This is a genomic window from Streptomyces sp. NPDC050164, from assembly GCF_044459945.1.
GTDB lineage: Bacteria > Actinomycetota > Actinomycetes > Streptomycetales > Streptomycetaceae > Streptomyces > Streptomyces coeruleorubidus_A.
Genome location: NZ_JBITJK010000003.1, coordinates 262,144 through 276,439 on the forward strand (window position 1 = coordinate 262,144; position 14,296 = coordinate 276,439).

General features: G+C 71.2%; 16 protein-coding genes and 1 pseudogene. 9 read left to right on the plus strand and 8 right to left on the minus strand.

What is annotated here, in order from left to right:
* The first annotated feature begins 61 nt into the window (after positions 1–61).
* Entirely contained in the window at positions 62–901 is an 840-nt protein-coding gene (locus ACIBNA_RS06560) for a phytanoyl-CoA dioxygenase family protein (RefSeq protein ID WP_399164140.1), read from the plus strand.
* Positions 902–929: 28 nt separating this feature from the next.
* On the opposite strand, the gene ACIBNA_RS06565 is transcribed toward ACIBNA_RS06560, so the two are convergent.
* The 3 genes from ACIBNA_RS06565 to ACIBNA_RS06575 all read right to left on the minus strand — a co-directional run bounded on the left by ACIBNA_RS06565 (position 930) and on the right by ACIBNA_RS06575 (position 3,789).
* The gene (locus tag ACIBNA_RS06565; RefSeq protein WP_399164141.1) at positions 930–1,898 is read right to left on the minus strand and encodes an aldo/keto reductase; all 969 of its coding nucleotides are present in this window, start codon (positions 1,896–1,898) and stop codon (positions 930–932) included.
* An 867-nt stretch (positions 1,899–2,765) separates the two neighbouring features.
* Positions 2,766–3,302: a flavoprotein gene (locus tag ACIBNA_RS06570; protein ID WP_399164142.1), complete on the minus strand. Its 537-nt coding sequence runs from the start codon at positions 3,300–3,302 to the stop codon at positions 2,766–2,768.
* A gap of 28 nt (positions 3,303–3,330) precedes the next feature.
* Positions 3,331–3,789, minus strand: coding sequence for a DUF1348 family protein (locus tag ACIBNA_RS06575; RefSeq protein WP_399164143.1), 459 nt, complete (start codon positions 3,787–3,789; stop codon positions 3,331–3,333).
* Positions 3,790–3,883: 94 nt separating this feature from the next.
* On the opposite strand from ACIBNA_RS06575, the gene ACIBNA_RS06580 reads away from it, so the two are divergent.
* Positions 3,884–4,435, plus strand: coding sequence for a TetR/AcrR family transcriptional regulator (locus ACIBNA_RS06580; RefSeq protein ID WP_399164144.1), 552 nt, complete (start codon positions 3,884–3,886; stop codon positions 4,433–4,435).
* Positions 4,436–4,442: 7 nt separating this feature from the next.
* Here the strand turns inward: ACIBNA_RS06580 and ACIBNA_RS06585 are convergent, their stop codons facing one another.
* Entirely contained in the window at positions 4,443–4,643 is a 201-nt protein-coding gene (locus ACIBNA_RS06585) for a ferredoxin (protein ID WP_274821580.1), read from the minus strand.
* 12 nt (positions 4,644–4,655) lie between these two features.
* The gene (locus ACIBNA_RS06590) at positions 4,656–5,852 is read right to left on the minus strand and encodes a cytochrome P450 (RefSeq protein ID WP_399164145.1); all 1,197 of its coding nucleotides are present in this window, start codon (positions 5,850–5,852) and stop codon (positions 4,656–4,658) included.
* A gap of 348 nt (positions 5,853–6,200) precedes the next feature.
* Between ACIBNA_RS06590 and ACIBNA_RS06595 the strand changes: the two genes are divergently transcribed.
* Both ACIBNA_RS06595 and ACIBNA_RS06600 read left to right on the plus strand, forming a co-directional pair.
* Positions 6,201–6,833 carry a LysE family transporter gene (locus ACIBNA_RS06595; protein ID WP_399164146.1) on the plus strand — a complete coding sequence of 211 codons (633 nt, stop codon included), beginning with the start codon at positions 6,201–6,203 and terminating at the stop codon, positions 6,831–6,833.
* Positions 6,834–6,938: 105 nt separating this feature from the next.
* Positions 6,939–7,388: a nitroreductase family deazaflavin-dependent oxidoreductase gene (locus ACIBNA_RS06600; protein WP_399164147.1), complete on the plus strand. Its 450-nt coding sequence runs from the start codon at positions 6,939–6,941 to the stop codon at positions 7,386–7,388.
* Positions 7,389–7,629: 241 nt separating this feature from the next.
* Here ACIBNA_RS06600 and ACIBNA_RS06605 read toward each other — a convergent pair whose 3' ends face one another.
* Positions 7,630–8,550, minus strand: coding sequence for a cation diffusion facilitator family transporter (locus tag ACIBNA_RS06605; RefSeq protein ID WP_399164148.1), 921 nt, complete (start codon positions 8,548–8,550; stop codon positions 7,630–7,632).
* Positions 8,551–8,710: 160 nt separating this feature from the next.
* On the opposite strand from ACIBNA_RS06605, the gene ACIBNA_RS06610 reads away from it, so the two are divergent.
* The 3 genes from ACIBNA_RS06610 to ACIBNA_RS06620 are packed head-to-tail and all read left to right on the plus strand — an operon-like array spanning position 8,711 to position 10,575.
* Positions 8,711–9,736 carry a glutathione S-transferase family protein gene (locus ACIBNA_RS06610; protein ID WP_399164149.1) on the plus strand — a complete coding sequence of 342 codons (1,026 nt, stop codon included), beginning with the start codon at positions 8,711–8,713 and terminating at the stop codon, positions 9,734–9,736.
* A gap of 37 nt (positions 9,737–9,773) precedes the next feature.
* Positions 9,774–10,070 carry a DUF4235 domain-containing protein gene (locus ACIBNA_RS06615; protein ID WP_086565167.1) on the plus strand — a complete coding sequence of 99 codons (297 nt, stop codon included), beginning with the start codon at positions 9,774–9,776 and terminating at the stop codon, positions 10,068–10,070.
* Between the two features lie 46 nt (positions 10,071–10,116).
* The gene (locus tag ACIBNA_RS06620; protein WP_399164150.1) at positions 10,117–10,575 is read left to right on the plus strand and encodes an AzlC family ABC transporter permease; all 459 of its coding nucleotides are present in this window, start codon (positions 10,117–10,119) and stop codon (positions 10,573–10,575) included.
* A gap of 22 nt (positions 10,576–10,597) precedes the next feature.
* Here ACIBNA_RS06620 and ACIBNA_RS06625 read toward each other — a convergent pair whose 3' ends face one another.
* Positions 10,598–10,990: a VOC family protein gene (locus ACIBNA_RS06625; protein WP_399164151.1), complete on the minus strand. Its 393-nt coding sequence runs from the start codon at positions 10,988–10,990 to the stop codon at positions 10,598–10,600.
* Positions 10,991–11,067: 77 nt separating this feature from the next.
* On the minus strand, positions 11,068–11,532 hold the full coding sequence (locus ACIBNA_RS06630; RefSeq protein ID WP_399164152.1) for a pyridoxamine 5'-phosphate oxidase family protein: 465 nt from the start codon (positions 11,530–11,532) through the stop codon (positions 11,068–11,070).
* A 665-nt stretch (positions 11,533–12,197) separates the two neighbouring features.
* On the opposite strand from ACIBNA_RS06630, the gene ACIBNA_RS06635 reads away from it, so the two are divergent.
* A complete protein-coding gene (locus ACIBNA_RS06635) occupies positions 12,198–13,925 on the plus strand; it encodes a hypothetical protein (protein ID WP_399164153.1) in 1,728 nt (575 codons plus the stop codon).
* Positions 13,926–13,953: 28 nt separating this feature from the next.
* Positions 13,954–14,199 (plus strand): annotated as a pseudogene (locus ACIBNA_RS06640) (IS5/IS1182 family transposase); the annotation flags it as partial.
* Positions 14,200–14,296 lie beyond the last annotated feature (97 nt).

A 14,296-nucleotide genomic window follows, 5' to 3' on the forward strand; every position in this document is an offset into this window, starting at 1 on the left:
CCTCGATGGCTCGGTGACCTAGCGTGTCGTGCCGGGAGACCACTGACCGAGGAGTGCACTCATGACAGTCACGGGCAACGGCGCCGCCGGCGCTCCCATCCTGGACCCTGCCGCGCTCCGGCGGTACCGGGAGGGTTTCGAGGAGGACGGTTTCACGGTCGTGCGCGGACTCTTCGGGGGCGACGAGACCGAGCGGCTGTGCGAGGAGTTCGCGGCGCTGCGTGCGGCCGGCCCGGTTCCCGGGCACTTCGAGCCGCGCGAGTCCGGGCCGGGCGCCGATCCGCTGCACGCCTGGCCGCGGGTGATGCACCCGCACGAGATCAACGACCTCGCTCGCGACGTCCTGCTGGACGCCCGGCTGCGGTCGGTGCTGGAGGTGCTCCTCGGGGAGGAGGTCCTGGCCGCGCAGAGCATGTTCTACTTCAAGCCGCCGGGCGCCCGGGGACAGGCGCTGCACCAGGACAACTTCTATCTGCGGGTGGAGCCGGGCACGTGTGTGGCGGCGTGGCTGGCCTGCGAGGCGATCGACCGGGAGAACGGCGGGCTGGAGGTCGTGCCGGGCACGCACCGGATGGACCTGTTCTGTCCGGAGCAGGCGGATGCGCAGGTGTCCTTCGCCCGGGAGTACGTTCCGCCGCCGCCCGGCCTGGCCGCCGTGCCGGTGGACATGGAGCCGGGGGATGTTCTGTTCTTCAACGGCAGTCTGGTGCACGGGTCGCAGCCGAACCGGGCGGTGGATCGGTTCCGGCGGTCGTTCATCGGGCACTACGTGGGGCGGTCGGCGGAGCGGATCGGGGGGTTCTACCGGACGCTGACGATGAACGGGGCGAGGGTGGAGTTGCCGGAGAGTGAGGGGGCGGGCCCCTGCGGGACGGAGTTCACGCCGCAGGGGCCCCACTGAGCGCTCCGCGGGAAAGGCACCCCTGCTTTCAGTGACCGGCGATCGGATGCGGCGTGTAGGGCCGCTCCAGTTCCTCGAGTTCCTTGTCGCTGAGCTCCAGCTCTACCGCTGTCACGGCGTCCGCCAAGTGCTGCGGCTTCGACGCCCCGACGATCGGGGCCGTCACCGTGTCCTGGTGGAGCAGCCAGGCGAGGGCGACCTGGGCGCGGGGCACGTCCCGCTCCCCGGCGATGCGGGTGACCGCCTCGACGATGGTGCGGTCGCCCTCCGGGTAGAGGTTGCTGCTGAAGGGGTCGGTGGCGCCGCGCTCGCTCGTGGCGTCCCAGTCGCGGGTGAGGCGGCCGCGGGCGAGCGGGCTCCAGGGCAGCACGCCGACGCCCTGGTCCGCGCACAGGGGCAGCATCTCGCGCTCCTCCTCGCGGTAGAGGAGGTTGTAGTGGTTCTGCATGGAGACGAAGCGGGTCCAGCCGTTCAGCCGGGCGGTGTACTGGGCCTTGGAGAACTGCCAGGCGTACATCGAACTCGCCCCGATGTAGCGGGCCTTGCCCGCCTTGACGACGTCGTGCAGGGCCTCCATCGTCTCCTCGACCGGGGTGTGCGGGTCGAAGCGGTGGATCTGGTAGAGGTCGACGTAGTCGGTGCCGAGGCGGGTCAGGCTCTGGTCGAGCTCGCTGATGATCGCCTTGCGGGACAGTCCGCCGCCGTTGGGCCCGGGCCGCATCCTGCCGTGCACCTTCGTCGCCAGCACGATCTCGTCGCGGCGGGCGAAGTCGCGCAGGGCCCGGCCGACGATCTCCTCGCTGGTGCCGTCGGAGTAGACGTTCGCCGTGTCGAAGAAGTTGATCCCCGCCTCGACGGCCTGCCGGATCAGGGGGCGCGAGGCCTCCTCGTCGAGGGTCCACTCGTGACTGCCGCGGTCCGGCAGGCCGTAGGTCATGCACCCCAGACAGATCCGGGAGACGTCCAGGCCCGTCGAACCGAGCTTCACGTACTGCATCGTTGCTGCTCCTGCCTTCGGGCTGTGTTCCAGGCGGAGCGTACGTGCTCGTGTGCACTCGAAGGCGAGTCGGGCGGCACCGGCTGACGGCCCGTCATCGTTGCTGCCCCAGGTGACCGACCGGCGTGGGAGCGGCCGGGCGGCGGGACCGCCGGCGCATCCTCGGCGCAGGTGACCGGCGCCCGGCCGGTCGGTGCGAACGGGAGGAGGCCGTGGCGGCACGACGCAGGACACTCAGGATCCTGACCGGGGCGGCCGCGGCGTCCCTCGCTCTCGCCTGGACCGCATGGAGCCGGCCGGTTCCGCCGCGGCCCGAGGCCCGGGCCAAGGCACCGGCGGCGGCCGGGCCCGCGACGCTGTGCGCACCGGCGGGGGTCCTGCGCGGCGCGGAAGGTCAGCGGGCCGCCGTCAGCCTGTGCGCGGGGAGCGGCACGCCGATGATGGCGGTCTCGGCGCCCGCGACCCGCCACCGCCCCGGGACGTCCGTCCGGTACGCCTGTCTCACCTCCGGCACCTGGACGGCGCGACGCGAGGGCGCGACGCGAGGGCGCGACGGTCGCCTCCGGGACCCTGCCAGGTTCGCAGCCGTACCCCGGCCCGGGGACGTTCGACGTCACCGCCACCGTGTACGTCCGTTCCGAGCCGGCTGGTGTGTACCTGCGCGGCACGGTCCGGGCCACCCTGACCTTGAGCGCGCCGAAACCGAAGCCCACGCACCGCGTCGAGGTCGACGGGCGCACCCTGCGCCCCGGCACCACGACGCGCTGCCGTACCGGGTGTACCGCGACAGCGAACAGGGCGACGGCAGTGCGCGGTTTGCGCACCGGCGGCATGGTGGAGGGGTCCACGGTCGGCTGCGCCTGACCGTCAGCCGCGTTCGACCAGGTCCAGCGCCCGTTCCCAGCCGAACTCCGGCCGCCCGCCGTCCTGGTCCGGTTCTCCGGTGTACGGCTGCCCGAACCGCACGCCCATCCCCCGCAGCCGTTCGAGACTGTCCCGGTAGGCCGGGTGGGAGGCCAGCGCGTCGGCCACGCACGGCAGGACGGCGATCGGCACACCGAGCCCGGCGACCTCGCACAGGGTGCCCAGGGCGAGGGTGTCGGCGATGCCGGCCGCCCACTTGTTGACGGTGTTGAAGGTGGCGGGCGCGACGACGACGGCGTCGGGCGCCGGGAACGGGCGCGGCTCGCCCGGGGTTCGCCAGGCGGACCGGATCGGGCGGCCCGTCTGTGCCTCGACGGCCGCGGTCTCGAAGAAGCCGTTCATGGCGACGGGCGTCGCGATGACACCGACCTCCCAGTCGCGCTCCTGCGCGGCGGTGATCAGTTTGCTGACGTCCGCGGCGATGCCGGCGGCGCAGACGACGACGTAGAGGAAGGGCTTCCCGTTGGACTGTTCGGTCATCCCGGAAACCCTAGTGACTCCGCGGTGTTCACCGGACGGGGAACGTGGCTCCGCGCTCCGAGTCCGGCCGAGGGCCGAGGATGCGGCGCTCCCGCTCCTCGATCGGTGCGTCGTTGATGCTCGCCTCGCGGCGGGTCATCAGGCCGTGCTCGTCGAACTCCCACAGCTCGTTGCCGTAGGAACGCCACCACCGGCCTTCGGTGTCCCGGCACTCGTACTGGAAGCGGACGGCGATGCGGTTGCCGTCGAAGGCCCACAGGTCCTTGCGCAGCGCGTACTCCTGCTCGCGCTCCCACTTCCGGGCCAGGAACTCGGCGATCTCGGCGCGGCCGGTGACGAAGGTGTCGCGGTTGCGCCAGACGGAGTCCTCCGAGTAGGCGAGGGCGACCTTGTGCGGATCGCGGGTGTTCCAGGCGTCCTCGGCGGCCTGGACCTTCTGCGTTGCGGTGTCCCGGGTGAAGGGCGGCAGCGGCGGGCGGTCGGTCATGGGTCCTCCCTGATCGACAGTGGAGAACGAGCGTTCTCCGCAGCGGCTGCTACCGTAGGAGAACGCTCGTTCTCGCGTCAAGGAGTGGTCGTACATGGACAGCGCAGTGGCCCGGGAGCGGGCGCTGGACGCCGCCGAGGAGCTGTTCTACGGGCGGGGCGTGCAGTCCGTCGGCATGGACGACGTCCGCGGCACGTCCGGGGTCTCGCTCAAGCGGCTCTATCAGCTGTTCCCGGCGAAGGAGCAGCTTGTGGAGGCGTATCTGGAGCGGCGTGACGCGCGCTGGCGGGGGCAACTGGCCGAGTACGTCGAGCAGTACGGCGAGCCGCGGGAGCGGATCCTGGCCGTGTTCGACTGGCTGGGCCGGTGGTTCGGCGAGCCGGGGTTCCGGGGCTGTGCGTGGATCAACGCGTACGGGGAGCTCGGCGCGACGTCCGCGCGCGTGGCCGGCCAGGTGCGCGCGCACAAGCGGGCCTTCCGGGACCACCTCGCCTCACTCGTCGACGCGGCGGGGCTGCCCGGCGCGCTGGCCGGGCAGCTGTTCCTGCTCGCCGAGGGTGCCATGGTCACGGCGGGTGTCACCAGGAGCGCCGAGCCCGCGGCCGAGGCGCGCGAGGCGGCCCGGCTGCTCCTGGAGATCGCGTGATCCGGTGTCAGCCCACCGTCTCGGAGACGGTGATGGCGCTCACCGGGCAGGCCCGGGCCGCCTCCCTCACCAGCGGGCTGCCGCCGCCGTCCTCCTGGCCGGGCAGCAGGGCGCTGTAGCCGTCGTCGTCCTGGGTGAACACGTCCGGGGCGGTCAGGGCGCACTGGCCCGCACCGATGCAGACGTCCTTGTCGATGTCGATGTGCATGACGGAAGCTTCTTACCAGGTCACGGGGAGTTCCAGCATCCCCTGGATCGTGTCGCCCGGTTTGAAGGGGATCTCCTCGGCGGGAGCGGCCAGGCGCAGGGTGGGCAGCCGGTCGAAGAGGGTGTGCAGGGCGATCTCCAGTTCGGCGCGGGCGAGGTTCTGGCCGAGGCACTGGTGGATGCCGAAGCCGAAGGCGACGTGGTGCCGGGCGGGGCGGCTCCAGTCGAGCGTGTCCGGGTCGGGGTAGACCGTCTCGTCGCGGTTGATGACGGAGGTCGCGAAGACCACGCCGTCACCCTTGCGGATCGTCGTCCCGGCCACCTCGATGTCCTCGACGGCCAGGCGCAGCAGGCCGTCGGCGATCGACAGCATCCGCATCAGTTCCTCGACCGCGGCCGGCAGCAGCCCCGGGTCGGCGCGCAAATCGGCGAGCCGCTCGGGGTGCTGGAGCAGGGTGTAGGTGCCGAGCGAGATCATGTTGGCGGTCGTCTCGTGGCCGGCGACCAGCAGGATGAGCGCCAGGGCGATCAGACCCTCACGGTCGAGCGCGCCGTCGCGCAACTGCCGGTGGACCAGGTCGTCCAGCAGGCCGGTGCCGGGGTCGTGCTGCTTGCGGTCGATCAACTCGCCGAAGTACGCCTCCAGCCGGTCGCGCGCGTCCTCCACGTCGGCCGTCTCCGGGCCGCGCAGCAACCGTCGTGACTGGGTCTCGAAGAAGTCGTGGTCGGCGTACGGGACGCCGAGCAGGGCGCAGATCACCATGGACGGCACGGGCAGCGCGAAGGCGCTCACCAGGTCCGCGGGCGGGCCCTGGGCGATCATCGCGTCGAGCCGTTCGTCCACGATCTGCTGGATCCGTGGCCGGAGTTCGACGGCCCGCTTGAGGGTGAAGTCGCCGACCACCATCCGCCGCTGGGTGCGGTGCTCGGGGTCGTCGACGCCGAGGAGGGCCGTCCTGCGGTTCTTGATCCCGGCGAATCGCCGCGTCGGAAAGGGGAAGCCGGGACGGCTGCGGTCGGACGACAGGCGCGGGTCGGCCAGCAGCGCGCGTGCGGTCGCGTGCCCGCTGACCAGCCACGCCTCACGGCCGTCGAAGAGGGTGATACGGGTCAGGGGGCGCTCGCCCCGCAGCGGATCGTAGGCGGCGGGCGGTTGATAGGGGCAGGTCCGGCTCTGGGGGTAGGCGACGGGTGCGGTCGTTTCCGTCATGGAGACCTCGCAGACGAAGTGTGCGTCGTGCCGACCCTCATTAGATGCCTCGGGCATCTATGGGGCGACGCGAAGTTCGGCCAGATCGGTGGCGGCGGCAACTTGGCCGAGCAATGCCGTCTTCCAGTTCGAACACCGGGCGTCGGGGGCCGGGTTGCGAGCTGGGCGCTTCCCGGAAGCGGAGGTGCGCCGACGCTGGTTCGAAAACCGGTTGTCGGTGGGACGGGACATGGCCCAGGATCCAGCCATGCCTACCTTCGCCGTCCTTCCGCCGCTGTCCGCCGCCGCTCCTGCCGCGCGCCAACAGCAGCGGTCCGGCCGCCGTGGAGGGCCGACGCCGCCGCGGTCATGACGGCCGCGCTCGTCGCGGGGCTGCTCGCCGGGTACGGCATCGCGATCCCCGTCGGCGCGGTCGGGACGTACCTCGTCTCCCTCACCGCCCGCACGTCCCTGCGCACCGGTGTCTGCGCCGCGCTCGGCGTCGCCACCGCCGACGGGCTCTACGCCCTCGCGGCCACGCTCGGGGGCACGGCCCTGGCCGGCGCGCTGCGGCCGGTGCTCGGGCCGCTGCGGTGGGTCTGTGTCCTGGTGCTGTTCGCGCTGGCGGCGTGGGGCGCGGTCACCGCCGTGCGCGAGTACCGCGGCCACCGGCTCACCACGCGGGCGGCCCCCGCTCCCCCGGGGCCCGCCCGGGCCTTCCTGGGACTGCTCGGCATCACCCTGCTCAACCCCACCACCGTGATCTACTTCGCGGCGCTCGTGCTGGGCTCCCAGGCGACGGGCCCGGCCGGGCCCCTGGAGCAGGGCGTCTTCGTGCTCGCCGCCTTCGCGGCCTCCGCGAGCTGGCAGGTGCTGCTCGCCGGGAGCGGAGCCCTGCTGGGGCGGGCGCTGACCGGCCACCGGGGCCGGCTGGCGACGGCGCTGGTGGCGAGCGGGGTGATGACGGTCCTGGCCGTGCGGATGGCGGTGGCGCCGGGGTGAGGTGCGCGACCCGGCCGGGATGTGTCGTGGTGCGGATGATTCGCGGGCGTACCGGTGTTGAAGGCGGGAACCGGTCAGCCGAGACGCGACGATGGGACGGATGCCATGCCTCTCGAGGGCGAGTACGAACCCAGCCCGACGCAGTGGGTGCGCCAGCAGGTGGAACTGTACGAGAGCTCCGGCGGCACGGAGGGGACGACCCTCCAGGGCTCGAAGATGCCGGTGGTCGTGCTGACCTCACGCGGTGCCAGGAGCGGCAAGCTGCGCAAGACACCGGTGATGCGGGTGGAGCACGAGGGGGTTTACGCCGCGGTCGCCTCCCTCGGTGGCTCACCCAAGCACCCGGTCTGGTACTTCAACATCAAGGCCGATCCGCACGTGGAGCTCCAGGACGGTCCGGTGAAGCAGGACATGATCGCCCGTGAGGTCACGGGCCAGGAGAAGGCCGAGTGGTGGGAGCGCGCCGTAGCGGCGTATCCGGCGTACGCCGACTACCAGAAGAAGACGGACCGGGAGATACCGGTGTTCGTGCTGGAGCCGGCTGACGGCGGGTGAGTCCCCGGGGGCTTCGGGCGGGCCGGCAGCGGCCCGCCGCCAGGTGCCATGTCTCCGGCCGCAGGGGTGAAGCGGCAAAGTCCCGCCTGCCCCGCCGGAATCGACGACCACCTGGCCCCGCCCGGAACGACGACCTCCCGGAGCGGGCCGGAGAAGCCAAGCCGACCCGCCTGTCCGGGACGGTCGGCGAAAAATTTCTCCGGGGCGCTGCATGAACCGTCGGCGACGGGGCACGCGTGGGTCAGGCCCCGCCGCGTTCCCCCGTCGCGGCGGGGCTTTCTGCTGCCTCCCGCGCGCGACGGTCGGTGACGTCGAGGAAGATCTGGTCGGCCTCGGGAACCGTTCGGGCGATGGAGCGCTTGATGCGGACGGCGACGTCCTCGACGCGCTCGCTGTCCATGCCGGGCACGAGATCCACGCGGGCGGCCACGAGGGCCGAGTCGAGGCCCGTCTTCATGGTGAACAGCGCCTCCACGCTGTCGATCTCGGGCTGTGCCCACAGCAGCTCCCGGATCCGCCCGCTCGCCTCCCGGTCGGCCGCCTCGCCGATCAGCTGGTCGCGGGCGTCACGGCCCAGCCGGTAGGCGACGTAGACCAGCAGCGCGCCGATCGCCAGGGAGGCGGACGCCTCCCACACCACCTGGCCCGTGACCATGTGCAGCGCCATACCGGCCATGGCCAGCGTGACGCCGAGCACCGCGGTGCCGTCCTCGGCGACGACCGTGCGCAGGGCGGGGTCGCGCAGCCCGGCGCCCGTGCCGCCCTGCCGGCGCACCTGGTACAGCGCGCGCAGCAGAGAGGCACCCTCCGCGAGGAGGGCGATACCGAGCACGATCAGGCCGGCGACATAGCCGCCGAGTTTCTCCTCCCCTCCGCTCGCCAGGGCCTCGAAGCCCTGGAAGAAGGAGAAGCACCCGCCCATGACGAAGATCCCGACGGCCGCGAGGAGCGACCAGAAGAACCGCTCCTTGCCGTAGCCGAAGGGGTGACGCCGGTCGGCGGGGCGGCGGCTGCGGCGCAGCGCCGCGAGTAAGAACACCTCGTTCATGCTGTCGGCCACCGAGTGGGCCGCCTCCGACAGCAGTGCCGGTGATCCCGCGGCCAGGCCGCCGACCGCCTTGGCCGCCGCGATCACGAGATTGGCAGCGAGCGCCACCAGCACGGTGACGCGTGTCCTCCGATCAGATCCTTCTCCAGTCACCCCCGCCGATTGCCCCGGTCGGCGGTGCTCACACCGTGCCGTCGGCGGAAAAAGGGGAACGCGTTCACCAGGGCACACGCACGACAAGCAGGCCACACGTACGCCGAAGGAGGTCATCCCCATGAGCCGCGACGACGGCGACGACGGCAACAGCGCCTACGGAAGGAGGGCGTTCAAGCGGTCCAAGGCGCATTTCACGGACCGGATCACGGCCGACGGCCGGGACGGCTGGCCGGTGGAGGCCGGCCGCTACCGCCTGGTCGTCAGCCGAGCCTGCCCGTGGGCGAGCCGGTCGCTGGTCTCCCGGCGGCTGCTCGGCTTGGAGGACGCGCTGTCCCTGGCCGTCGCCGACCCGATCCAGGACGACCGCAGCTGGCGCTTCACGCTGGACGAGGACGGCCGCGACCCGGTCCTCGGCATCCGCTATCTGAGTGAGGCCTTCGACCGGCGGGAGACCGACTACCCCGGCGGTGTCAGCGTGCCGGCCGTCGTGGACGTGCCCAGCGGGAAGCTGGTCACCAACGACTACCAGCAGCTGACGCTCGACCTCGCGACCGAATGGACGGCCCTGCACCGGGAGGGCGCGCCCGACCTGTACCCGCAGAAGCTGCGCGACGAGATCGACGAGGTGATGGCGGACGTCTACGAGGACGTCAACAATGGCGTGTACCGGGCGGGTTTCGCCACCGAGCAGGAGGAGTACGAGACCGCCTGCGCGGGCGTGTTCCGGCGGCTGGAGCTGCTCGCCGGGCGGCTGGAGCGGCAGCGGTACCTCGTCGGCGACACCATCACCGAGGCGGACATCCGGCTGTTCACCACGCTGGTCCGCTTCGACGCGGTCTACCACGGCCACTTCAAGTGCAACCGCTGGAAGCTGACGGAGAACCGGGTGCTGTGGGGGTACGTCCGGGACCTCTACCAGACGCCCGGCTTCGGCGACACCGTCGACTTCGACCACATCAAGCGCCACTACTACCAGGTGCACACGGGCATCAACCCGACCCGCGTCGTGCCGCTGGGCCCGGACCTGTCCGGCTGGCTGACCCCGCACCACCGCGAGGAACTGGGCGACCGGCCGTTCGGTGACGGCACGCCGCCCGGGCCGGTCCGCGCCGAGGAGCGGGTCCCGGCCGCGGGCACACCCTGACCACTTCCACCCACCCTCACCGAGCAAGGAGATTCACGTGGCCAAGAAGAAGAAGCTTCCCTTCGCCTACCAGCCCCTCGGGTTCGTGCTGGGCTGGTCGAGCGGCTGGCTGGCCGGGCTGGCCTTCCGCAAGACATGGATGGCGATCCGGAACGAGGAGGACGCGCCCGACGCGCTGGACAAGGACCGCGGCTGGGGGGAGATCCTGCTGGCCGCCGCCGTCCAGGGCGCCATCTTCGCCGTGGTGCGCAGCGCGGTGGACCGCGCGGGCGCCAAGGCCATCGAGCGTTCCACCGGCACGTGGCCGGCCGGGGAGAAGGGCGGCCGCGACTGACAGCGCGCCTCGGTCTCGCCCGGCCCCGGCCGGGCGAGGTCGGCCTGTGTCCTCAGCCGTCCGCCTTGATCGTCTTCATGGGCCGCCTTTCTCTCTCCTGCGCGAGGACGTCGTCGGTCTGCGCTCCCGGAACACCCTCGTCCACCGCCCGGACGGGCCCTTGCTGCGGCGCGCCGCCGGGCACGACCCCGCCGCGCCGCCGGCGTCCATCGCCGTGGCCGCGTTCCTGGTGCAGGCGCGGCACGTCCTCTACGCCCTGTCCTTCCCCCTGCACCGGGTGCGGGGGCGTCTCACCAGGACGTACAGCACATTCGCGCTCACCGACGAGGCGTACGCGCTGACTGCCACCGAGCCGGGCCGGCAGCGCGATCGCCGGGGCCTGCTCGGCTCCCTCATCCCGGACGGCGTCCAGCACCGTGTTCGCCCGCCGAGCCGGGGACCGCCGACCACGACAGCGCCCCGGCCCGCAGCGCACACGACCTCGCCCTTCACCTCCACCGCCTGATCCGAAGGACACCCCGGCCGGATCAGCCCTGCTTCGGTGCGGTCGGTGGGGTGCGGCGCAGGACGAAGGAGTGGCCTGCCGGGTCGGCGTAGCCGCGCTCCTCCAGGGGGCCCGAGGCCTCCTTGGCCTCCAGGGGCCGGCCTCCGAGGGCGACGACCCGGCGTTCCATCGCGTCGAGGTCGTCCACCACGAACTCCAGGTGCGCCTGGAGGGAGTTCTCGGGGCGGGGCCAGCTGGGCGGTGTCGCGTTGACGTCCCGGCGCAGGGCGATGCGGAAACCGTCGGCGCCCTTGATCTCCACCCGGTTGGCGGTCGCGTCCGCCTCCTCCCCCTCCAGCAGCTCCTTGTAGAACACGGCGAGCTTCTCGGGCTCGGCACAGTCGAGCACCAGGACACCCGCTTTCACCAGTGCCATGTCTCCTCCGCAGGATTCCGGCCGTGGGGCGGTCGTGCCCCACGGCCCTACCTTGCGGTTATCCCGGTCCGGCCGATTCAGTCGGCCGTCAACCACCGTCCGTCGCGCATGAGTTCGCGGCCGTCCAGTTCGTCGGCCTCCCGCCAGGCCTGTACCCGCTGCGGCACGACACGGAAGTAGAGGTACGGCGTGGCCAGCCGGCGGGGGTCGAACCCGGTCTTGGCGGCGAAGAGTTCGGCGTCCTGCTCGGTCAGCTCGGCGGGCTGGACGGTCTCCACCACGCCTTCCACCATGACGACGTCGCGGGTCGGCCCGATGCCCACCCGGGCCCGGCCGGTCGCGGCGAGGTTCCGTCCGGTGGGGCTCGACGCGGGGGTGGCGAACAGCAGGTACGAGCCGTTCCAGAGGAACGACAGCGGGACGAGGTACGGCGTCCCCGACGTGCCGTCGGCCGTGGCGACCCAGGCGTCCACGTCGTGTTCGAGACGGTGCAGGGTGTCCTTCGTACGCTGCTCAGCGCTGCGTGCGGGAGCGGACATCATCGTCGGTGCGCCTCCTGGAGAGTCGTCGAACGGACTCCGACCAGTGTGGCGTTCCGGGCCTCCGAAGGCTCGGCGGACAAGCCGGTACCGGGTGAGGGACGAGGGAGTATACGCAGCTCATGCGCTTCGGGCAGTAACGGAGATCACGGCAGGGCCACGGAATGGTCATTCACGTCGTGGGCAGCCTCGTACCGCTTCTCGGTTCAACTTTCGGACTGCGAAGCCCAGTTCGAGTGTGCGGGCGGTCACGGCACCGTCCGTTCTCAGGGGTGGGGGGACTCTGCGGTCCGTCTCCCGAAAGGAAGCGCATGCCTCAGGACGTCCGGTTCGACCTGCCCTTCGACCCCCCTGTCAGCTACCCACACGCCTCGGGCGAAGTAGCACATCTCGGATCCAGTGGTCGCGCCACACCTGACGGGCCGCGAGTGCTTCCTGATCAACACAGCTGAGGCGGCGATGCAGGTGCTCGCGTTGCAGCAGGAGTGCCGTCAACGCAGCAGTCGTGCCCCTCGCGGTCGTTCGTAGCAGGATCCAAAGCCGGTCGCGTGAGTCCGGCTGTCCGGCGAGGCCGTCACGGAAAGTACAGAAGATTCCCGGACACGGCCGGTCAACGACCACGGTCGATCGATTCCGTTGCCAGGACCACAGCTTATTGGGAGACCGGTGTGAAATCTCGAGTCGCAGGTGCTGTTCCGAAGGCGTCCGCCGACAGCTCGCTCCCGGCGCAGCCAAGCGCCCAGCTCCAGCCCACGGAGGCGGGGAACACCCTGGCCCGCCTCTTGGTGAAACACATCAATGGGAGCACGGAGCAGTACCGAAGGTCCCAGAACGCCGCTCAGCAGCGGCTGAACGCATTCGGCTCCCCCCACTCCAGCACCACGCTGCATGTGGAGGGAGCCCTCCATCTGGCGCGGCCCGCGTTCCTCCCGCCCGACGAGGAGGGCTACGCCAGGTTGAGGCACCTCGACACCAGCCTGCGCATGATCGAAGCGGCCTTCCCCCAAGTCAGCACCGACATTGAGGTCTGCAGACTGACCTGCACGATGCTGGAAGGGGCCTGGAGGAGCCGGGCACTCACCCCGCCGCGCGAGGAGGAGCAGACAACCGTCTGCGCCTGCCCTCTGTGCCGTCGGCTGCCCACGCCCCCCGCACGCACGCTGGACGACTACCGTTGGCGGCAGAGCGCCGGTCGTCCCCTCACCGTCAAGACCTGGCCATACCGCCGGGAACTCGACAGCGTCCTGACTGGTGGATGGTCCTGGACCCGGCAGATGAACGACCTCGAACGAGACCTCGGCCACCGCCACCGCTTCGAGGACGACATCCTCGTCTTCCACGAATACAAACGCGTGATCGACACCATCGACACAACGCGCCTCACCCAACACGTCGAAGGCCGCCTGGCCGAGAATTTCAGCACCAACAGCGCACGGGCTCTGGTCTCCGGACTCTTCGCAGCTCACAAGCGATCCGTCGACGAGTACTGGCTCCAGCAGCACGACGCGGGCAGCGTCATGCTCCCTCAGACCAACCCGCTCAACCAGAGCGCCTACTCAGCCCTGCAGATGCTGGACTGCCTGTTCTGGCAAGTCGCCCCCGACACCGAACTCTGGCAGGAGGAAAACCTCGCCTCCCTGCTGCTGTGCCGCGTCATCGACGACATGGCCGATGTACGAGCCGACGCCCTCACCGGCGAGATCAGCAACTTCTGGCTCGCCGAAATGCCCACCCACACCAAGGCGCTCTACGCTGCCTGCGCGATAGCCCTCGTCAAGTACGGCTGCATGCCCGAGGCCCACAGCCCGATGTGGAACACCTGGCTGATGACCACCACCATCGTCTGGATGGGGCTCACGGGCCGCCACGCCCTGTGGTTCGACGGCATCACCCAGGGCCTCCCCCCGGCCGAGGAGTGCCCGCTGTGCGACCTGCAGCCCAACCCATGCACCGGCATCCTCACCCACGGCACCACCCTCACCATCGCCCCGCGGCCCACCGCACCAGCACTGAGCACCCGGACCGCCGAGCTGTCCGCACGCTGTCGAGCCCAATACCCTCGGACATGGGCCCTCTTCGACGCCGAGCTTCATGCCTTCGAAGCACTGCACGGCCCCTGGTACGGCAACACGGACAGCACATGGGAGATCTTGCGCCGCACCTACATCGCCGCCGTGGAGGCATCCAGCGCACCATCGCCGGACCGCGCCCGTCATGTCCAACAAGACGCCGGCGTAGTCGGATCCGAGAGGTTCCACACCCTGCACGACCCTCAGACCGGGAGGGAAGACACCGCACTGCTCGCCTACATGTTCGGCTGTGCCCACCCGCATTTCCTCTGGAACGCCACGGGATACCGTCCCACGGGCGTCGCAGGCGACTGGCTCGACGGCTGACGCCTCGGTCCTGAAGGCTCGGGCCGCTGCTCGCACCCGCCTGGTGGTGGTAAGGGCCCGGCCTGTGCCCGGCCCCACCGCGGACGCGAAAGCACTGCCAGGGCATGGCCGTACCCGGCGACGGCGCTTACCTCGACACCGGCCTGATCGTCCCCACCGCAAACGCCACGAACGGCCCCTGCTGAAGGGCGATGAAGAGGACAGCGCCGCGGCACCGCAAGGCCGGCGTGGCCGCCCGCAGCGCGGCGACGGCCTCCACCACGCCGTCCAGGCCAAGGTCGAGCGGACCATCGGCCGCTACGCCGCCACCGAGGAGTGCCCCGTGCCGAACTCCCCGGACGCAGCTCGGTTGACGACCTGCTGGGCGTGTG

What these genes read in the sequence shown, in the direction of transcription:
- ACIBNA_RS06600 (WP_399164147.1), top strand. Translation starts at nt 6,939, where the DNA reads ATGCCTCTCGAGGGCGAGTACGAACCCAGCCCGACGCAGTGGGTGCGC.
- ACIBNA_RS06610 (WP_399164149.1), top strand. Translation starts at nt 8,711, where the DNA reads ATGAGCCGCGACGACGGCGACGACGGCAACAGCGCCTACGGAAGGAGG.
- ACIBNA_RS06630 (WP_399164152.1), bottom strand. Translation starts at nt 11,532, where the DNA reads ATGATGTCCGCTCCCGCACGCAGCGCTGAGCAGCGTACGAAGGACACC.
- ACIBNA_RS06595 (WP_399164146.1), top strand. Translation starts at nt 6,201, where the DNA reads ATGACGGCCGCGCTCGTCGCGGGGCTGCTCGCCGGGTACGGCATCGCG.
- ACIBNA_RS06585 (WP_274821580.1), bottom strand. Translation starts at nt 4,643, where the DNA reads ATGCACATCGACATCGACAAGGACGTCTGCATCGGTGCGGGCCAGTGC.
- ACIBNA_RS06575 (WP_399164143.1), bottom strand. Translation starts at nt 3,789, where the DNA reads ATGACCGACCGCCCGCCGCTGCCGCCCTTCACCCGGGACACCGCAACG.
- ACIBNA_RS06625 (WP_399164151.1), bottom strand. Translation starts at nt 10,990, where the DNA reads ATGGCACTGGTGAAAGCGGGTGTCCTGGTGCTCGACTGTGCCGAGCCC.
- ACIBNA_RS06580 (WP_399164144.1), top strand. Translation starts at nt 3,884, where the DNA reads ATGGACAGCGCAGTGGCCCGGGAGCGGGCGCTGGACGCCGCCGAGGAG.
- ACIBNA_RS06565 (WP_399164141.1), bottom strand. Translation starts at nt 1,898, where the DNA reads ATGCAGTACGTGAAGCTCGGTTCGACGGGCCTGGACGTCTCCCGGATC.
- ACIBNA_RS06590 (WP_399164145.1), bottom strand. Translation starts at nt 5,852, where the DNA reads ATGACGGAAACGACCGCACCCGTCGCCTACCCCCAGAGCCGGACCTGC.
- ACIBNA_RS06570 (WP_399164142.1), bottom strand. Translation starts at nt 3,302, where the DNA reads ATGACCGAACAGTCCAACGGGAAGCCCTTCCTCTACGTCGTCGTCTGC.
- ACIBNA_RS06560 (WP_399164140.1), top strand. Translation starts at nt 62, where the DNA reads ATGACAGTCACGGGCAACGGCGCCGCCGGCGCTCCCATCCTGGACCCT.